The organism is Cohnella terricola, assembly GCF_007786475.1.
Lineage (GTDB): Bacteria > Bacillota > Bacilli > Paenibacillales > Paenibacillaceae > Cohnella > Cohnella terricola.
Genome location: NZ_VNJJ01000002.1, coordinates 161900 through 182011, shown reverse-complemented (window position 1 = coordinate 182011; position 20112 = coordinate 161900). Strand labels below are relative to the sequence as shown.

Here is a 20112-nt window from a genome sequence, read left to right as displayed (position 1 = left end):
TTTACTGGCTTGAAGGGGGTTGATATTCTGTAAATCAGGCAGCGGCAGGGAAAGAAGCGCCTCGACTTCGGTGAGGCTAACGCGAATTGCAGTGGGGTTTCAAAGTGACTAATCGATGAAGGAAGGGTTAATATGAAAATTAAAAAAATGTTGGTTGTATTGTCAGCTCTGACGTTACTAACAAGTTCATTGGCAGCATGCGGAAGCAATAATGCAAAAGAAAGCCAGCCCACGTCATCTTCAACCTCAACCTCAACGTCTACGCCAGCGAAAGAGGAGAAGCCTTCAGGTCCGCCGGTTACGCTAACAGTTGAAATATTCGACAGAGGCATTCAGGGACAGCCGGACATGAACAACAATACATGGACAAGATATATCAATGACAATTTCGGAAAGCAGAACAATGCAATTGTGAAATTCGTTCCGGTCCCGAGATCTCAGGAAGTGGATAAGCTTAATGTATTGATGGCGGCAGGCGAGGCGCCGGATATCTCATTTACCTATGACGTCAACACCGTACACAGATACGCTAAAATGAACGGTATTATGCAATTGGATGATTTGTTGGCGGAGCACGGTAAGGACTTAAAGAATTTTCTAGGGGAGAAAGTTCTTTCGTATGGCAAGTATAACGGGAAACAGATGGCCATACCCGCGAAGAGAACTTCGCTGGCTTGGAATGGCATGTTTATCAGAAAGGATTGGCTCGATAAATTGGGGTTGCCTCTCCCGACTACCCGCGATGAATTATATAATACTTTAGTTGCATTCAGAGATAAAAATCCCGGAGGCGTCGATGGGGTTATCCCTTGGGGATTGGCAACAACCGGTATGAACTACAACACCGGAAACTTACCCGAGTCATTCTGGGAGGAGCAACCTGAGAAAGAATTCGTAGCAGCTGAGAGTTGGGGTTGGCAAAAACCTGGAAACAAGGAAGCGCTTAAGTTTCTCAACAAGCTCTATAATGAGAAATTAATCAGCCCCGATTTTGCTCTGGATAAAACAGCGCAGCAAGTGGATGCCGACGTTACAAACGGTAAAGTCGGATTCTTCAGTGCCAACTGGGACTATCCGTTAAGGCAAAAAATCAGCGAGCCCTTAAAAGCGAATGTGCCCGAAGCAAACTATGTTCCGATTGACACATTTACAAATTACGAGGGTAAGTATAAGAAAATCGCGTACAACGAAAACGGAATAAATGTCATCATCCCTAAAAGCAGTAAAAATGCGGAATTGGCCATTAAATATCTAGACTGGATGTCCAGCCCTGAAGTATTATACTTCCTGCAATACGGGGAAGAAGGGGTTAATCACAACGTGGTTAACGGCATTCCTCAGGTGATCAACCAAACAGGGGACAATATGCAAACCAGCTATATGAATCTGGATTATACCTTGGTTGTAAACGGCGTGTCGCTTGGCGACCCTGTGAAGAATATTAAAGCTTTAGCTGCATCGGCTCCGGGATTGGAAGAGGTTGCAGAACAATCGTACAAAATCAATACTACGGACACTTACACACTCTACTACTTCGATACGCCAAATGAGTCCAAAATTAAGTTTGGCAAAACGCTTGAGGATATGAACAAGCAAATGACGGATAAGCTCATTTCCTGCAAGCCATCCGAATTCGACAATTTGTATGATAAGATGGTTACAGAGTTTATGGCAGCAGGCGGGAAGGCCGTTATGGATGAAAACGTGAAGATATACGAAGCTATGCAAGCGAATAAATAATAAAAATTGTACATTCATATAGGCCGTTGACGGATCAGCGGCTTATATGAATTTAAGAGTTTCAAGGGGGTACTTATGTATCGTGTTATTATTGTAGATGATGAACCCTGGGCAATAAAAGGAATACGCAATGCATTTGACTGGAATAAATACGGGTTCGAAATAACGGGTCAATTTACAAGCGCCCATAAGGCATTTGATTTTATATGCGAGGAGAGTCCGGACCTGGTTTTTACGGATATTAGAATGCCTGAAATTTCCGGCCTTGACCTGATCGGGATGACGAAAAAAAAGGGGTTGGATGTTGAGTTTGTAATTGTAAGCGGTTTCTCCGAATTTGCTTATGCGCAGGAGGCCTTAAGATATGGAGCGCTGGATTATTTCCTAAAACCTATAGATATTGAAATGGCAGATCCATTAATCGAAAAGCTGGCATTGCATTTTTCTCAGAAGAGAAGTATGAGAAATAACGTAATCTTAGAGGCGTTAACCTCAACGGATAAAAATGAATTAAAGAGATTAACTCCACTTTTCGATCGTTCATCTAACGATTATTATCGCGTGCTTATTATTTATTCGAACAGCGAGAAAAACAATTGCAGCGAAACAAAACTATTGGATATGGAAAATACGTTGGAAGTTGAATTAGGATCAAGAAAAAAACTGTATATTCTCAGGAGCGAAAAAGAATCGGATGGGATTGATCGGATTGATAGTGCGGCTTTTGCGAGTCCGGATATAAAAGCGGTAGGAATCAGCAGTATTTCTAATCATATCGACCATATTTCGAAGCTGATCAAGGAAGCTGATATCGCAGCGTCAAAAGTATTCCTCTATGAAGAAAAAGGTATATTTAGGTATGAGCAAAAGCTAAGCCGCATCAAGCCGTTAATTGATGAGATCTCTTCGATTATTCAAGAGAAGAAGTTTGAGGAAATGGATGAAGTTATTAATGGATTCGTCGATTTTTTCAAGCATCATGATCTGGGCATGGGCGAGGTAGTTTATTTATGGAATCAAGTGGTCAGCGTACTGCTGGGCACATTTTACGAAGAACTGAAGGACATGGAACTGGATTTCCTGAATTACTCCGAACTGAAGGAGCGCTTTGAAAACTTTGATTCATTATGCGGTTTTTTACATGATGTATTTATCTACATCAAGGAGCTGAACAATCAGCATATTCATGAAGGGAATATTAACTCTTACTTTATTCAGATGGTAAAATACATAGATACTCATTTTCATAACAAGCTCTATCTTAAAGATTTATCCGCAAAATTTTTTATTAACCAAGTGTACTGCTGCCAATTATTCAAAAAAAATTTGGGCAAAACCTTTTCGGAATATATCACCGATTTGAGGATAAAAAAAGCCGGCGAGCTTTTGAAAAACACGACATTGTCCATTGAAGAAGTCGCGATAAAAGTTGGATTTATGGATTACTATTATTTCAATAAAGTATTCAAGAAACAATGCGGGATAACGCCTACGAGATTCAGAAAAGTTGATCGGAGTGAGGCATGTGCAAATTAGCAGAGTGAAACTTAAACATCAGATCTTGCTGATCTTTTTGATTGCGATTATTTTATTTACGGCAATGGAATTTTTCTTTTATTACAGCTTTTATAATCTGACTCAGAAAAGAGCCGCCAATTACGGAAATACAATAATCGAACAAACGCGCCAAAAAATAGATTCCGTTTTTAACGATATCAAAGTCAGTACGAGCATAGTCGCTAATAATAAAAAGATACAAGAATTTACCATTGAAGATGACGACTATAAGAGGGGTTTTGATTTAGGCCCATATGTCATCGATCTAATGGAATATATGAGGTCCTTTAATTCCTATGTGAACGGAATTGTTATTAACGATAATCAGGAAAGACGAGTTAGCAGTTTAGCTTACGCCAATGGAGATGTTTTTTTTTAAAACAATACGATGAATTTATCAGTGCATACAAAAATGAAAGCGAACCTGTGAATAAAGGAACGTTTACAAAAATATTAAAAGACGAAAAAACAGGAAGAGAAAATTTCTTTTATATAGCACCCATTATCGAATCGATCGGCGGGGTCCATTTTTCTCAAAAAACAGGTTATCTTTCGGTTATGGTCAATATGGAAAAGATGCAAGAACTTGTCGAGAATACGGAACTGACGCCTAACTCCACTCTATATATTCTGAACAGCCGAAATGAGGTCATTGCATCGAATAGCGAGAATGACCGAGACTTTTTATTTGAGGATATCCATTCCCTAGACAGCAATAGTTTGACCGATGGGCTAAAAACCAAAATAAACGGAGAGGACGTAATCGTTCACAAAAAGGACTTGGAACAGGCGGAAGGGTGGAGCATCGTAAGCTTCATTCCGGTGCATGAATTGACGACGGACATGAATGCGTTAAAAAGTATAAGTATAATAGCAGGAATCGGCATCATTCTAAGCTTGATTATTTTGGGGTATTTTTTGATGAATAATCTCACGCGGCCTGTTATGGGGCTTGTGGCGGATATGAGAAAAATCGGCGAAAGAGATATAGGCTATCGAGTAAAGGTGCGCTCGACAAACGAGATTGGCGTTTTGGCTTATGCGATAAACAGCATGATCGACAAGATGGAAGAGATGACACGAAACATGTTCAACACGCAGGCTCGGTTATATGAGTCGGAACTGAGCAAAAAGCAGGCTGAATTTTCCGCCTTGCAGAATCAAATCAATCCGCATTTCCTTTATAATACATTAAATTGCATAAGCAGTATCGGACTTGAATACGGAAGCAAGGAAATCGCGCAGATCACTTCATGTATGTCCAAGATTTTTCGATACAGCATTAAAACCGACGATCTAGTTCTGATAAGTGAAGAAATTGAAAGTATTAAGGCCTATATGAATATTATTTCCATTCGATACGAAGACAAGTTTTCTATGGAAGTAAATGTGGATGAAACGATATTGGAAATGAAAACGCCTAAAATGATTTTGCAGCCCATTGTTGAAAATTCAGTGTATCATGGTCTCGAAAGGTTGGATGCAGGAGGACATCTTCGTGTGAACGGGAGTATAGACGAGAACGGCGATGTAATCTTTCAAGTGTCGGATTCCGGAAGAGGGATAGGCAAGGATGAGCTTGAGACCATTAAAGCGAAACTGAACAGGGAATATTCGGAGAAAACGGAAAACAGCGCCGCCGGGAAAAGTATCGGTCTTTCCAATATTAATAATAGAATAAAGCTGCTATTTGGAGAAGATTATGGGGTGCAAATAGAAAGCCGGATAGGTTATGGAACGACAGTACGCGTTAAGATTCCCTCTCTTAATGGTTATGACACTTGATTTATGGACGGCAACCATATTAGAGCTTCCGTTCCTTTGCCCTTTTTACTTTTATATTCGATTTTCCCGTTAAATGCTTTAATAATCTTAAAAGAGACCATTAATCCGAGTCCGGTTCCATTGTTTTGGGTTGAATAGAAGGGGGTTCCGAGTTTGTCCAATTCATCCTCCGACATTCCGCACCCATTGTCGATAATTTTAATACACACATCGGAGTCGCTCCCTTTAAATGCTTGTATTGAAACGGTACCAGAATGCGAGTTGGAGGCTTCTATCGCATTTTTCGCAATGTTTGTAATGGCTTGAACGAACTTTAGCCGGTCTACTCTAATCCATAGATCGTCATCGGAGTGTATTTCCAATCGTACATCTTTCATTTGCGATAATTGATAAATAGGTTCCATCATTTGATTAAACATATCCGAAATGGCGAAATCTTCAATATGCTCAAGCTGCGGCTTTGCATAGTTTAAGAAATCGCTTAAAGTGTACTCCACACGATTAAGTTCGGATTTGGCATTCTCCAAGTACGCTTTGGTTTTCCCCTCCGAGTTTTTTAATGACAATTGGATAAACCCTTTGATAACGGTTAGCGGCGTACGAAGCTCGTGAGCTACCGAAGAAGCCAAATGACTTGCTAGACTTAGCTTTTCTGTATGTAAAAGGTGCTCTTGCATGGTGGTTGTCTTCAGGGTTACTTCCATTAAAAAGACAGTCATCATCATTGCGGCAAGTTGAATAAGACTTACTTGCACGATCATGAGATCAGTAAATTCGTTGGCCTGGTTCAAGTAGATCGCGGAAAGCAATGACGTTAGCCATGAAAAAATCAGCAGGCATATCGTGATGATTATCCGATTTGCAGGTTTTCTTTTTAGAAAACGAGGGTTAAAACAGGAGGCCACAACAAAAACAATTGCTGCTGCCGCAACCTGAGCAAAAGAACCGTCAACTTCAATAAATAATCGACATAAGGCTAAGCAAACAAAAGAAACAACTCCGCTAATGAATCCCCCATACAATAAGGAAACAATCAGCGGGATGTTTCTTAGATCGTCATTAAAGTCATTTTCAATCACGCTAGGCAGCACCATGGATAATAGGATTGCTGTTCCGCACAATAGGCCAAGCAAGATTTGGTTCGTTATAGATGATCTTTTTATTGAAGATTTGGTAAGCAAAACAAATTGATAAAGCAAAATCGGGAATAAAATATCAAGAAAATCTAAGAACAGATTCTTTGTCATTTCCCACCCGTTTCCCAAACGATTAATGAAAAAAATCAACATAATTATATCATTTTTTTCCATTTTACAAAATTCCAAAAACTCGATGCAACAAGAAAATCCGACCCAGTCAGGTCGGAGTTTCTTTAGGTTATGCGTGAGGTTGATGGCAATGCACTCGGTGGTTTCAGCCTCTTTTTACTCCCTAGGAATCAGCCTGCCACACGTTCCTTCGTCGATACGTGGCTCTTGGTCGCTCTATAGAAATTGGACGCATTCTCGATAACCATCACCAGTGCGATAATGAGCAGCGCCCTCTCCTGAATGATATCCCATATCCGGCTAACAGTCGTATAGCTATCAGTACTTGCTGTTACATTCCTCGTAACCGCTCCCGACGCAAGCAAATCGTTCATGAAGCTCGGATTCCAGATCGACTGGTCGGCCAACAAGAAAACGTAAATAATGAATATAGCTGCATCCGCAGCGAGCGTATAGAGCGCAAGTTTCGTCGTCCATTGCCCGATGAACAGCTTGATCGCTTCCCGCAAGATAAACAAGGCTAGCAAACCGTAGAAGAAAGGAAAAAATTGGTGGACAATATCCTGATTCCAAAATGGGATATACGTGTATGCTGAAGACCCAACATGAAGAAAGACGCCAAACAGGTTGGAATAGACGAAAATCACGAAAAAGAAAATGTAGAACATCATCGACACGATTGAACCGGATATTCGAATTCGCGCTCCGTTGTCCGGAATAGAGGGCAATTCCGAAGGGTGCCAGGCACCTTTTTTCTTTCGACCGATATCGGCAGCTTTCACGCCGGTGTACTCCATTATTGCGAAAACGATAGTCACCCAAGCCACCGTATAAACGCCTACCTCAAACAACGAACCTATAAAATTGACAATTAGTTGTTCCGTGCTGGACTGATCCAGAATGAGTTGAATTCCAAATGCAATCGTAACGCCGATTAACGACAAGATTCCAACGACCTTTAGAACAACCCAGTACCTATCGAACAACTCCGGACCGATCAAGTATCTTTTTGTCTCGCGATATTGCGCCGCCAGTTTCCCGGGATGACCAAGCTCCGTTAGTACTTCTACTGTAAGGGTTGCATGATCTTCTCTGCCTTGCGACCGTTCTTCTCGCATATCCTCGATCAGTCCGTGAAGTTCACGCTCAATATCCGCCCGCTGTCCGGCAGGCAATCTACTGGTAACCGCATAAACATAACGGTCGATCAGTTCTGCATCATTCTTCACCGCTGCCATCGATTAATCCCTCCATAATATTCGTCATCTTCTTCCACTCGGTACATAACCTGTCGTACACATCTTTGCCCAGCTCGCTTAGCAGGTAATATTTACGCGGACGAGCTTCGTCGGTGTCCCACTGGCTAGCGAGCAGGCCTTGCTTCTCCAGCCTGCGAAGCAGCGGATACAATGTGCCGGCATCGATATCTACTCCCCGATCCGCCAGTACAGTAACGAGTGAATACCCGTACTGCGGCTTCTTCAGCTGGCTTAGAACGCTGATCATCAATGTTCCGCGCCTAAGCTCCTGCATTAGCCCTTGAATCAATTCTTCGGATTTGGTTTTTTCATCCATATTTATCACCTGTCGTTATTATAGTGTGTGACGCACACTATTGTAAAGTACACATTAATCTAATTTTTAAAATAAAAGAAACTCCGATCCAACCGATCGGAGTTTCTTTAGTCAATTCATGCGATACTAACGCTAAGTTAGATTATACGGCATTCAAAGCGATATCTTCCTCGTCCTCGTCGCGATTGAATGCTTCGCGGTCGAACTCGCCTTCGGAGTTGGCGACCAACAGCGAGGTCACGGTCGTGCCTGTCGCATTGACCGCGGTACGGCCCATATCGATGAGCGCTTCTACGCCCGCGACGATCGCGATTCCTTCGAGCGGAAGGCCAAGCGCCGTAAGCACGACGGTTGTCGAGATGACCGCAGGGCCGGGCACGCCGGCTACGCCGATCGAAGAGATGATGCTAACAATGACAAGAATGATGTAATCCGTAATCGAAAGGTCGATTCCAAATACTTGAGCGGTGAACACCGCGACGATCGCGGGCCATATGCCGCCGCAGCCGTTAAAGTTGACGGATGCGCCAAGCGGGGCTACGAAGCTCGCGATGCGCGGCGAAACGTGCAACCTCTTCGTAATAACCTCTAGATTCACGGGAAGGACGGCATAGCTGCTCCGGGTGGTGAAAGCGACGGCGATCGTCGGGTAAATTTTGCGGAAGAACCGAATTGGATTCACCTTCGCAACGAACAGAACGAGTCCGCCGAACACGAGGACGAAGTGAACAATTAGCGCGACATACGACGTCACGATGACGCTACCGAGTTCTTGGAGCGTATCCCAACCGTATTTGGCGGTAATTCCGGCAATCAGCGCGAACACGCCATAAGGCGTCAAGCGGATTATGAATTTGACGACCTGATGCATCACTTGCGTGGCCGACTGAATCAGATCGCGAACCGGTTTGACGGCTTCGGCGTTCTTGGAGCCGACCTTGATTATGGCAACCGCAAGGAAGAGGGCGAAGATCAGCACGGGCACGACCTTACCTTGAGCGGCTTCGTTGAATGGATTTGACGGTACGAGATCCAGAATGACTTGAGAGAACGTCGGAATCTCGCGGGCCGTGAAGCCTTCCGGAACGGCTTGTTGAATGCCGCTTCCCGGGTTAAACAGCAGGGCGATCAACAGACCGATAATCGAAGCGACGCCCGTCGTGCCAAGAAACCAAGCGAACGTCTTGAATCCGATTTTGCGTAAATAATCCAGACTCGTTAAGGACGAGATGCTGTTCAAGACGAGAATGAATACCAACGGAATAACGAGCATTCGGATCAGATTGACATAAATGCTCCCGAACGTTGTAATGCCTTTCGTCTCGTAGCCCAGATTCTGAAAAATAATCCCTACGACGAGGCCGAGTCCCATTCCGATAATAACGCGTAGTCCAAATCCGAGCCGCTTTCTTGCCAAAAAGAACAGAATGGCGAATGCGATTATGGACGTCACAAAGCTGTACCAGTTTGTTTCGACCGCCGAGAGCAAGTTGTTTTGGATATCGTTCATGATGTAATTTCCCTCCTAAGTCAAGTGTTTTACTTGGTATTGCTTAATTAATTTACATACAAACGATTCCGTTGTCAATCGGTTTTTTGCCGTGCAAAGATGAAACGCCCCCCATTGACATCCGAATACAATGTCTTTATATTTGTTGTACATACAAAATAGGTGGAGGTGCCGAAATGAACGAACCGGATGAAAGCTTTTTGACCAACTGCTTATTTTTCACCGCGAATCGGCTAGGCCGCACGATCACGAAGATCGCGGAAGAAGCATTTGCCCCGACGGGATTAAGCCCGATGTACGGCTACTTGATTCGGCTTGCGGTCGGGACGCCCGGCATCTCCCAGAAAGAGCTTGCCGAGAAATTGTCTGTGGCGCCGTCAACACTGACCCGTTTTGTCGATAAGCTGGAGACTAGAAAGCTTGTAAAGCGCGAGGTGGAAGGCAAAACAGTACGTATCTATCCGACCCCGAAGGGGGCAGATGTGCTGCCTGTGATTAAGCAGGCATCCAAAAACTTGAGCGAACGGTACGAAGAGGTTTTGGGCAAGTCGTTCGCGTCGGAGCTCTCGAGGCAATTGGTTTTTTCCAGCGAAGAAATGGAAAAGTGATACGCATTTCCATGCGAGTTATATTGTATGTACAAACAAAATTAAAGAATGGTGAGATCATGAATCATTTGCCTCAGACTGAAACCTTTTACAGGAAGCAGCCGCGTATCCATTACGCCTGGGTCGTCGTCGCCGTCACGTTCGTGACGCTGCTTGTATCCGCCGGCATTCGCTCGATGCCAAGCATCTTTATGTTATCGTTCGAAAAAGAATTCGGCTGGAGCCGAGGCGGCATCTCAAGCGTCGTCTCTATGGGGATTTTACTGTACGGGTTGGTCGGTCCGTTCTCGGCCGCGTTCCTGCAACGGTTCGGCGTACGGCGCGTCATGATATTCGCGATCTCTACCTTGGTGGCAGGACTCGCGCTGACCCCTTTGATGACCGCCATCTGGCAGTTTGAAGTGCTGTGGGGGCTCGTCACCGGTATTGCGACCGGTTTTATGGCGAACGTACTCGGCGTCACGATCTCGAACAATTGGTTCGTCAAAAGCCGTGGACTTGTCGTCGGCATTCTGACCGCCAGCGCCGCTACCGGTCAGCTGCTATTTCTGCCGCTGCTTGCTCAAATTACCGTTCATGCCGGATGGAAATACGCGGTGTATGCGGCCGTTGCCGTACTTGTCATCTTGCTGCTTATGGTGGCTGTTTTCATGAGGAATCATCCATCGGATATCGGAACGGCTGCTTATGGCGCGATGGAAGTAGAGGCGCCAGTGCCGTTTCAAGGCAATCTGTTTCTATCGCCGCTGCTTGCTCTTCGTTCGGCACTCAAGAGCCGAGCGTTCTGGCTGCTCTCGGGCACGTTCTTCTTCTGCGGATTTTCGACGAATGGCCTGATCGGCACGCATTTGATTCCGGCTTGCGGCGATTTCGGCATCGCAGAAGTGATGGCAGCAGGCTTGCTCGCCCTGATGGGCCTGTTCGATCTGGTGGGCACGACTTTATCCGGATGGCTATCCGATCGTTTCGATAGCCGGTGGCTGCTTTTCTGGTACTACGGGCTTCGCGGATTGTCGCTGCTGTTTTTGCCCTACGCGCTCAGTGCCGGTCCGATGGAACTTTTGGTTTTCAGCGTATTCTACGGCCTTGATTGGATTGCCACCGTACCGCCAACGGTGAAGCTCTCGACGCAAGAGTTCGGAAAGGAGCGCTCCGGCATGATCTTCGGCTGGATCGTCGTCGCCCACCAGCTTGGCGCTTCCACGGCCGCTTATGGCGCAGGAGCTATTCGCGACTGGCTGGGCACATACTCGACAGCGTTCATCGCCGCCGGTTTTGTCTGTGTCTTGGCCGCTGTCATCTCGACCCGTATCGGCAAAAGTCAAACAGCATGAACCGGAATCTCGCCGCTATGGCATTTAAATTGAAACTTTCACGCCATAGCGGCTTATTTATTTTTGCGGTATAGTCATCTTAGTTTCTGTCTTGGTCGAGGAGGAATGAGATGGATAAGGCGAAGCAAATTCGATTGTTCGACAGGCAAGCCGCTCAATACGGCAGAAGAAAAGAAGGTCAGACTTTGCGAAGATGGCGCCGGGACCTTCTCAACCATGCGAACGGAGAAGTGCTGGAGCTTGCCGTAGGGGCTGGAGCGAATTTCCCGTATTACCCCGGAGGAGTGAAAGTGACTGCTGCCGATTTTAGCAGTGAGATGCTGAGTAAAGCGCGGGAAGTTGCGGCCGGATGTCGTCTTGATGCGGATTTTATTTTGACGGACATCGAAGGGCTGGAATTTCCGGACCGTTCCTTCGATACGATTGTCTCTACGTTATCCTTCTGTAGCTATGAGAACCCGCTGCGCGTCATGAAGAAGCTTCGACGATGGTGCAAGCCGGAGGGAAGCATTCTATTGATGGAGCATGGGATAAGCTCGAATGCGATCGTTTCCACTGTTCAGAGGATGCTTGATCCGTTGTTGTTTCGAGCCATCGGGTGCCACCATACAAGGAATATACCCGAATTGGTTCGCCAATCGGGTATGGTGATTACGCGCTCGGAGAGCCACATGTTCAAGATGGTTCATCTTCTCTGGGCGAAGCCGGGGACATCTTAAGTGCCGACAGAGTTTACATGAAAAAAACCAAGCCCTAAAGCTCAGGGACTTGGTTTTTTTAGCATATAAGAATTAATAACTGTTCGGGGTAGAGAAGGACTTCATCCTTTTTTATCAATAACGATAGAAAACATCATTGTTGATCAAAGCTGGCTAGATGGGTAAGCCAATAGCGATACAAAATATCGTTATTAGCTGCACAATAGCGGTCAAATAACCAAGTAACAGGCGAATAACGATGAAGAACATCGCTATTGCGGAAATATCATCGATAAATCATATGAATGGCGATGTTAAACATCGTTATTCATGAATCCATTTTGTAAAAGGTAAATAGATGTCCACGACATGATGACGAGTCTTTCATAAAATAAAAGACTAATATAGAAGGAGGTGTTCCTCCATGGCAACGACTTTGACCGCTGCGCAGAAGAAAAGATTGAAGAACAAAAAGATTGTTGCTTATTATAAAAATGGTGCCGTCATTTCAGGTATCGTAAAAGACGTTAAAGACGATCATGTGATTCTCGTCCCGAAAGAGGGTAAAGCCGAGATCAAGGCATTCTTTTTTGACGGCTTTTCACCGTTTTTTTTCCCTGGATTTTTTCCCTTTTTCTTTTTTTAATCTTGCAGATATTCGTTACGTTCTCGAAGAGAAAGACATACTGAGTGAAAACGTAAGAGTTTCTGCACATGTGTTACAATGAATTAAATTAAGCGATCGGAGGCTAGCCCGTTGTAAGCTCTTATTCCTTCACCCATTTGACAACTGAATATAGGGGAGGATAAGGCTCATGCTTACAAAATCGTTCCACAGACTCTGGCTCAGTCAGGCTCTATCGACCTTAGGAGACATCTGGTATATCCTGGCGCTGGTCGCAACGCTGTACCATCTATCCGGCTCGGCATTTATTACCGTTTTGTACCCTTTACTAAGGGTAGCAGGTATGACGGTTGGCAGTACCTTTGCTCCCGTCATCACTCCCAAGTTCCGTTTGAGCCGCCTCCTGTCCGTTTGCCTCGGAGGGCAAACTCTTGGACTCGGCTTACTTGCAGCGTATATGCTCATGTTCGGCGAAGAACATCTGAATGTTGCCTTATTGGTCTGCATGGTATTCTTGATCTCTATTCTAGAAGGCATTGCAATTCCGGTAAGATCATCATTAGTTCCCCTAACCGTGGCCGAAGATTCTCTGTTGAAAGCGAACGGGGTACTTACAGGCGTCGTACAGTCGTGCTCGCTTGCCGGTTGGGCGCTTGGTTCTATCGTCGTTTCTTGGCTCGGCGTCGGCCAAGTACTGATCTTCTCGGCTTTCTTGCTTTGCGGAGCTTGGAGTGTTTCTTCTCTCATCCGCGAATGCGGTGCCGTCTTATCCGAAGCATCCGGTACCGACTCGTGGTTCCGTTCGATCCAGGCCGGATGGCGACAATATTTTCGCGTGCCGAAATTGCGAGTGCTCCTCTGGATGAACGCTTGGGAAACGCTGTTCGGGGCTGTGTTTGCCGGAGCTCTTCTACTCGTGTTCGTAGGGGAACGTCTGCATTCCGGCGAGATATGGTGGGGATGGATAAACGGGGCCTACTTGGGCGGATTCGTGATCGTTAGCCTTTTCATCAGCCGCTTGTCCGGGCATATACGGAATCTGGGTATGATGCTCGCGGTAGGCAGCGGATGTTATGCGTTGCTTACTCTCGGATTTGGCTTCACGTCTAGTCCTTTTGCTGCGCTTGGAGTCATGCTTATTCTAGGCGCTTCCCAATCGGTGAAAGATTTAGCGGAACGTACGTTATATCAGACTAGCGTTCCTGCTTCCGAGTTGCCGCCATTACTTGCCGCCCAATCATCGCTTATATCGCTCTTATATGGAGTATCTTTATTATTATGCGGGTGGATTGCCGATTCGTTGGGTATTCAAACGCTCTATTTCATTGCTGCGGCTGGATTTGCGGTTTCCTCAGCAGGGGCGGTTACCTTCTTGCTTGTTTACGGTTCGCGACAAAAAAAGACAGTGACGAGTCAGTAAGTCCATTCGCTAAGAAAAACCAAGTCCTGAAGCTCAGGGACTTGGTTTTTTTATGCAATATCGAGATTGTGTCGTTATGCTTCGTATGCCTATTTTTGGACCCACGATAAAAATATAATACTACAAAGGAAATTATAAGTCTATATTTTTCTTCCAATTTCACTATACTTTGGAGTGATCTTAGGGAGAAGAGGGATAAGGATGACCGTGAATCAATCGGAAGCGGAAGAAAGGAAATATCTCGGCTCGATGGTATCCAGGCTGCAAAAAGCGATTCTGTTATTGGAAAACAAAATAAGCGTTACCCGACATGAAGTTATCGAGGCTAAGAAATATGTCTGGGAGAACATGGCTGGACTCGATCCCGCGGAGAGAGCGGCCAACCGGGTTGAAATCTCGCTCGCCATCGATCATGGGGAAAAGGCCGTAGACAAACTGAGAAGGCTCAGAAAATTGGCGGAAGCCCCGTATTTCGGCAGAGTGGATTTCGTTCCCGACGGACGCTCAAAGGGAGATGCTTATTATATCGGGGTACACGGATTCAACGAAGAAGACAGCCAAGAGAACCTGATCTATGATTGGCGTTCCCCGATCGCCAGCATGTTTTATGATTATCATGTCGGGAAGGCTGCTTATTCCGCTCCCGCAGGGGAAGTCAAAGGGGAGATCGGCTTAAAGAGGCAGTTCAAGATTAAAGACCGGGTTATGGAGTATATGATTGAAAGCTCCTTGAACATCAATGACGATGTGCTGCAAAAAGAACTGAGCCAAACGTCGGACGAAAAGATGAAAAATATAGTCGCCACCATTCAGAAGGAACAAAACGTCATTATCCGAAACGAGCATTCCTACGACTTAATCATTCAAGGCGTCGCCGGATCCGGTAAAACCTCGGTCGCATTGCACCGCGTCGCTTTTTTACTGTACAGGTTCAAAGGAACGTTAACGTCTCAAAACATTTTGATCATTTCTCCGAACAAAGTTTTTTCCAATTATATTTCCAACGTGCTTCCCGAACTAGGGGAAGAAACGATCATGCAAATCGGCTTTGAGGAGCTGGCCGCCAGGGAACTAGAGGGGGTATGCGAATTCCAGACCTTTAATGAACAGGTGACTGAGCTTTCCGATTACAGTGACGACAACTTGATAGAGCGCATCAAGTACAAATCGAGCATGGACTTTGTTCATAAATTAGATCGCTTTGCAGCGCATGTTCGCGAGAACGATTTTGTACCTTCCGACCTGATCATGGGTAACGCGAGAATCTCCAAAGCGGATATTTTAAGAGCGTACCAAGCCTCCGGGAATGTGCCGATTAAACAAAAGCTGGAGAAAACAGCCTCGGTCATTGCGGGAAACGCAAGGGACGAAGACGGCGACAAGCTAAAGCCGGCCGCTGTTAATAAAATCAAAACGGCTATTAAAAAGATGTATAAATCCCTGAATCTGTTGACGATTTATAAGGATTTTTATTCTTTCATAGGGAAGCCGGAGTTGTTCAAGCTGAGAAAACCGAGGAGGCTGGAGTTTTCGGACGTGTTTCCACTCGTCTATTTGAAAATTCTTGTTGAAGGTGCGAAAAGCTTCGATTCGGTCAAACATTTGTTAGTCGATGAGATGCAGGACTACACCCCCGTTCATTACGCCGTAATCTCCCGATTGTTCACCTGCAAGAAGACGATCTTGGGAGACAGCAACCAATCCGTCAATCCTTACTCCTCAACTTCGATCACCGAGATTCGCAAAGTATTTCCCGAAGCGGATACGGTAGAACTATTAAAGAGCTATCGCTCGACGATCGAAATCATCGACTTTGCTCGGCAGATTAACCCGAACGGCAAGATCATCCCGATCGAACGCCATGGCCTCCTCCCGAAGATCAAACAATCCGCAAGTCAGGACGGCGAATGGACGGATGTGAAACAAGCGATCACGGAATTTCTGGAATCAGAAAATCGATCGTTGGGCATCGTTTGCAAGACGCAAGCTCAAGCCGAACAGATGTATAAAGAAATCAAGGATAAACACGAGGATATCCATTTGCTTAATTTCAGCAGCGACCAATTTTATGAAGGGATTATGGTCACTTCGTGTCATATGGCCAAAGGTTTGGAGTTCGACCATGTGATCGTGCCGTTTGTCGATGCATCGAATTATAAGACGGAAATGGACAGAAGCCTGCTGTATATTGCATGCACGAGAGCCATGCACGTTTTGACGCTAACTTTCCAAGGAGAACAATCTTTGTTTATTTCGAAAATAGGAGAGTGAGGAACAGTTTAATCGGCACGCAAGGTCATCCCGCATAAAGCGATTTTCAAAGCGGCATACTACTTCGGAAGAGGTGGTAAAATTTGCTGAGATCCGAAAAACAAAGCCTTCAGGGGATGGAAAAGCGGCTCTATGACCGGTTTCGGAAAAGCTCCGATTTCACTTGCAGAACGGTGGTTATCGCGAACGAGGAATTTAGAGCTTGTTATCTGGAATCTTTAGTTAATCTCCGGACGACATTGTCCACGATAAATCAAAATACAGTCCAACCTGATAACGATTGGACTCGGCAAGATTTCCATGCGCTAGAAGACGAAGATGATTCTGTCATTCGCCTGTCCTACGAATTGCTGCGAGGCAATCTTATTCTGTTCAATAAAGAAGATTCGGTCACCGTCATCGAACCGGAGCAGCCCGATATTTCGCGATCAATCGCAATTCCGAACAGCGAAAATCCGATTCAGTCTGCATTCGATGCTTTTACGGAAGACATAGATAGAAATATTGGGCTCCTGCGCAAAAAAATGATCTCGGATCAATTGGTCATTGAAACCCGGTTTATAGGGGGCCGCTCGGTCAAAAAACTTGCCGTCATTTATCTGGAAGGCACGGCCCGGCCGAAAGTGATCGAGTCCATCCGAAAAAGTCTGGATGAGAATAGCGACAAGGAGCTAACAACGGCGCGGGATCTGACCCGCATGCTGGGGCATCCCAAATTCGCGATTACGCCGACTTATATCTCGTCCGAGTTGCCCACAGAGACGGTACAAAATCTGATGAACGGAAAAGTGGTTATCCTCGTCGATCAATTATCGTTCGCTTTCGCTTTTCCGGCGATCGTGACGGATTTATGGACCACGACAATGGATGCGAACTTTCCGCAGATATTTCAAGTTTTTTTGCGCATTATCCGAGTTGGAGCTACGTTATTGGCGGTTACGCTTCCGGGACTTTATGTCGTACTGAATTCCGTAAACCCGGAGCTGCTTCGAATACAGTTGGCCATAACCGTGGCCAAAAGCAGGGAGGGGGTACCTTATCCTTCCATCATCGAAATGCTGCTTGTCCTGTTGCTGCTGGAGATGATTATCGAGGCGACGATCCGGCTTCCCAAAAACATCGGACCCACCATCACGATGATCGGGGGCATCCTGCTGGGACAGGCGATCGTTCAGGCCAAACTGGTCAGCAATTTGTTGATTATCATATTGGTGGCTTCCGCTATAGCCAATTTTGCGCATACGAGCTATATGAATGCGATCGGCATACGGATATACAAGTACGTGGTGATGATCGCCAGCTCTTTTTTCGGGATATTGGGGTTAGAGGGTGCGATGATTTGGATTACGCTTTATTTTGCCTCCTTGACGACCTGCTCGGTACCTTACTTAAGCTTAAGTCTGAAAGGACAGGCTTCCGATGAATAAAATCCAGACGGTGACCTTATTGTTTCTTCTGCAATTGGCATCGGTATTCGCCGTATTACCCGAGCGAATGATCGCAGCTTCCTCCGGAGGTCATTGGATAGCGGTTACCATCCTTTTTGCGGTTGAACTGCTCTTGCTATGGTTGTATTTGAAGGCGTTGTCGCTGTTTCCCGGGAAAACGGTCGTGGAAATATGCATAGGCGCTTGGGGGAAGTGGGGGACGAGACTTGCCGTAATCCCGTTGCTGGTTTTTTTGATGCTCGATCTGATCCTGCTGGCCTATTATCAATCGATTGAAATCAAAACGGTGTTGCTTCAGCAGACGCCGATCGCCGCGACATCCGTTCTTTTTGTTTTCCTTTGTCTCTACGGAGCCTGGAAGGGGCTTGCCGTTATCATTCGCGCAAGCATCGGGTGGTTTTTTCTGTTTATGCCTTTTGTCCTCTTCTCCGTACTGATCAGCATCAAAAATTTTAAATTCCATTACATGTTCCCCCTATGGAGCGGCAGCATGAGCTTCCTCTTTCATCCGGATTTCTATGTCGGAACCGTTATTTTCGCCGGATTCTTGTTTCTCGGCATGACTTCCTCCGAAACCCGGATTGGATTCGGCAAAGCGGCCGGGGCGGTGGGATTTTCATTCGTGTTCGCGTTGTTCTCCGTTTATATCCCTCTTCTCTTATTCGGGCAGGAAACCGCGATTCATTTGCAGTACCCCTTGCTTTTGGCATCGGATACGATTGATATGGAATGGGTCGTATTTGATTGGCTCCCGAGCTTTTACGTCGTTTCTTCCAGCGCGCTTGGGATACTGAAGGTTTCCGTGCTGCTTTGGATGTTCGTGTCGCTCCTGCATCGGTTATTTATGCCTAAAGCCAACAGCAGATGGATTCTGTCGTTTGCCTGCGTAATCCTATATCTCTCTTGCCAGCTGATACCGAACATCGGTGTTCTTAATTCCTATCTATATCTGAATTCGTACTTTTGCTTGTACGCCACGATCGTCTTTCCGATCCTTGTATTCCTTGCAGCACAACGGCGCCGAAAGAAGGTGAGCGCTTGAGCGTCCGCATGTTAAAGGCTCTGGCTGCAGCGCTCATCTTGGTTTTGCCACTGGTAGGATGCTGGGACACGAAGGACATTAACAAGCAATATCTTCCTGCTGTTATGGGGATCGGAAAAGGCCGAACGGATAAATACAGGGTCATTCTGCAAATCCCCAATGCATCGGGAAAAACTCAGTTTTTGGAAAAGGAAGCCAAATCCATCAGCAAGGCGGTTGATCTGATCCGGACCGATTCCGAGAAGAACATCAATTTAGTGCATTTAAGGCTATTGATACTTGATAAGGAACTAGCCCGACAAGGGATAAGCAATATCGTTAATTTCGCCGTCCGCGCCAATGATATTTCCATTAAAGGGATGGTGGCGGTAGTGGACGGAGACTTCGAGAAGACGCTTTACCATGAAATATCTCCGACGCCGGAAGTTTCGTCGTATGATTTTTTCAGCGAAGAAGCGGGATGGACGCCCAATCAATCGATTTTAAGAATATGGGAAGCTTATCGCGGTCTGAATTCCTACTCCGAAGATATGGCGATCCCTATGCTCAGTAACGGCGATCGCACCTTGTTTACCTTTAAAGGCACGGCCGTCATGCGGGAGGACCGCATGGTCGGAACGCTGAGCAAGGACGAAACGCTATTGTACAATTTATTCAAGGGGAAATACTCCAGGGGGACGATCGAGGTCGCGCAGAACACGAGCGTCATGATAGAGAAAGCAAAAATCAAACATCATCGGCATTGGTCCGATAACGGGCCATCCCTTGTGACCGATATTACCCTCGGTGTCGTGATCATGGAAAGCCCCAGAGATAAAAAGCATGCGCAGATCGAGAAAGAGATGCGAGAACAATTGAGTCGGCAGTTTAACCAGACCGTAAAAAAAATACGCGACTATCATTCGGATGTGCTGGGGATCGGTATGATTTTCCGCCCGCGTCTTTCGGAAAGGAGCATCAACGAATGGAAATCGAAGTGGTTTCCCATGCTAGAGCAGAAGATCAACGTTCATGTGAACATATTGAATGAAATTTACCTGAAAGACCCAGACGTTGGATCCTAATCCGGAAGTTGCAACGAATAACCCGATGTGTTAATATTTTGCTAACATTTAACGACAGGAGATGAAGAGAATAATGTGATTTTTCTTGCCTTCGACTTCAAGAATAAAGCGGAACACGTTTTATTTCCTGTGGGCAAGAAAGTTACTTTATTCTTTTCACTCAATAA

17 protein-coding genes are annotated in these 20112 nt (G+C 45.6%); 13 read left to right on the top strand and 4 right to left on the bottom strand.

Features of this window, described 5'->3' with window-relative positions:
* The first annotated feature begins 132 nt into the window (after positions 1-132).
* From FPZ45_RS04065 to FPZ45_RS04055, 4 genes are all read left to right on the top strand, one after another.
* The gene (locus tag FPZ45_RS04065) at positions 133-1740 is read left to right on the top strand and encodes an extracellular solute-binding protein (protein WP_144698702.1); all 1608 of its coding nucleotides are present in this window, start codon (positions 133-135) and stop codon (positions 1738-1740) included.
* Between the two features lie 75 nt (positions 1741-1815).
* Entirely contained in the window at positions 1816-3276 is a 1461-nt protein-coding gene (locus FPZ45_RS04060) for a response regulator transcription factor (protein ID WP_144698700.1), read from the top strand.
* Positions 3266-3676 (top strand): hypothetical protein, encoded by a 411-nt coding sequence (locus tag FPZ45_RS25650; protein ID WP_246120311.1) that lies wholly within the window; start codon positions 3266-3268, stop codon positions 3674-3676. The genes FPZ45_RS04060 and FPZ45_RS25650 overlap by 11 nt, the downstream gene beginning before the upstream one ends.
* 47 nt (positions 3677-3723) lie before the next feature.
* Positions 3724-5082, top strand: a complete 1359-nt coding sequence (locus FPZ45_RS04055; RefSeq protein WP_246120310.1) for a sensor histidine kinase — start codon at positions 3724-3726, stop codon at positions 5080-5082.
* Here the strand turns inward: FPZ45_RS04055 and FPZ45_RS04050 are convergent.
* From FPZ45_RS04050 to FPZ45_RS04035, 4 genes are all read right to left on the bottom strand, one after another.
* The gene (locus FPZ45_RS04050) at positions 5070-6392 is read right to left on the bottom strand and encodes a sensor histidine kinase (RefSeq protein WP_144698698.1); all 1323 of its coding nucleotides are present in this window, start codon (positions 6390-6392) and stop codon (positions 5070-5072) included. The genes FPZ45_RS04055 and FPZ45_RS04050 overlap by 13 nt on opposite strands.
* A gap of 128 nt (positions 6393-6520) precedes the next feature.
* Positions 6521-7588, bottom strand: a complete 1068-nt coding sequence (locus FPZ45_RS04045) for a hypothetical protein (protein WP_144698696.1) — start codon at positions 7586-7588, stop codon at positions 6521-6523.
* A complete protein-coding gene (locus FPZ45_RS04040; protein ID WP_144698694.1) occupies positions 7569-7925 on the bottom strand; it encodes a PadR family transcriptional regulator in 357 nt (118 codons plus the stop codon). Before FPZ45_RS04040 ends, FPZ45_RS04045 begins: the two co-directional genes overlap by 20 nt.
* 142 nt (positions 7926-8067) lie before the next feature.
* The gene (locus FPZ45_RS04035; RefSeq protein ID WP_186438221.1) at positions 8068-9435 is read right to left on the bottom strand and encodes a dicarboxylate/amino acid:cation symporter; all 1368 of its coding nucleotides are present in this window, start codon (positions 9433-9435) and stop codon (positions 8068-8070) included.
* A 176-nt stretch (positions 9436-9611) separates the two neighbouring features.
* On the opposite strand from FPZ45_RS04035, the gene FPZ45_RS04030 reads away from it, so the two are divergent.
* From FPZ45_RS04030 to FPZ45_RS03990, 9 genes are all read left to right on the top strand, one after another.
* Positions 9612-10043 carry a MarR family winged helix-turn-helix transcriptional regulator gene (locus FPZ45_RS04030; protein ID WP_144698692.1) on the top strand — a complete coding sequence of 144 codons (432 nt, stop codon included), beginning with the start codon at positions 9612-9614 and terminating at the stop codon, positions 10041-10043.
* Positions 10044-10102: 59 nt separating this feature from the next.
* Positions 10103-11377 carry an MFS transporter gene (locus FPZ45_RS04025; RefSeq protein WP_144698690.1) on the top strand — a complete coding sequence of 425 codons (1275 nt, stop codon included), beginning with the start codon at positions 10103-10105 and terminating at the stop codon, positions 11375-11377.
* A gap of 110 nt (positions 11378-11487) precedes the next feature.
* Positions 11488-12096 carry a class I SAM-dependent methyltransferase gene (locus tag FPZ45_RS04020; protein ID WP_144698688.1) on the top strand — a complete coding sequence of 203 codons (609 nt, stop codon included), beginning with the start codon at positions 11488-11490 and terminating at the stop codon, positions 12094-12096.
* Between the two features lie 403 nt (positions 12097-12499).
* The gene (locus FPZ45_RS04015; RefSeq protein ID WP_144698686.1) at positions 12500-12721 is read left to right on the top strand and encodes a hypothetical protein; all 222 of its coding nucleotides are present in this window, start codon (positions 12500-12502) and stop codon (positions 12719-12721) included.
* 169 nt (positions 12722-12890) lie between these two features.
* Positions 12891-14120 (top strand): MFS transporter, encoded by a 1230-nt coding sequence (locus tag FPZ45_RS04010; protein WP_144698684.1) that lies wholly within the window; start codon positions 12891-12893, stop codon positions 14118-14120.
* A gap of 201 nt (positions 14121-14321) precedes the next feature.
* Positions 14322-16391, top strand: coding sequence for a HelD family protein (locus tag FPZ45_RS04005; RefSeq protein ID WP_144698681.1), 2070 nt, complete (start codon positions 14322-14324; stop codon positions 16389-16391).
* An 83-nt stretch (positions 16392-16474) separates the two neighbouring features.
* A complete protein-coding gene (locus FPZ45_RS04000) occupies positions 16475-17818 on the top strand; it encodes a spore germination protein (RefSeq protein ID WP_144698680.1) in 1344 nt (447 codons plus the stop codon).
* Complete coding sequence (locus FPZ45_RS03995; RefSeq protein WP_144698678.1) at positions 17811-18881, top strand: GerAB/ArcD/ProY family transporter; 1071 nt, start codon at positions 17811-17813, stop codon at positions 18879-18881. Before FPZ45_RS04000 ends, FPZ45_RS03995 begins: the two co-directional genes overlap by 8 nt.
* Positions 18878-19945, top strand: coding sequence for a Ger(x)C family spore germination protein (locus FPZ45_RS03990; protein ID WP_144698676.1), 1068 nt, complete (start codon positions 18878-18880; stop codon positions 19943-19945). The genes FPZ45_RS03995 and FPZ45_RS03990 overlap by 4 nt, the downstream gene beginning before the upstream one ends.
* Positions 19946-20112 lie beyond the last annotated feature (167 nt).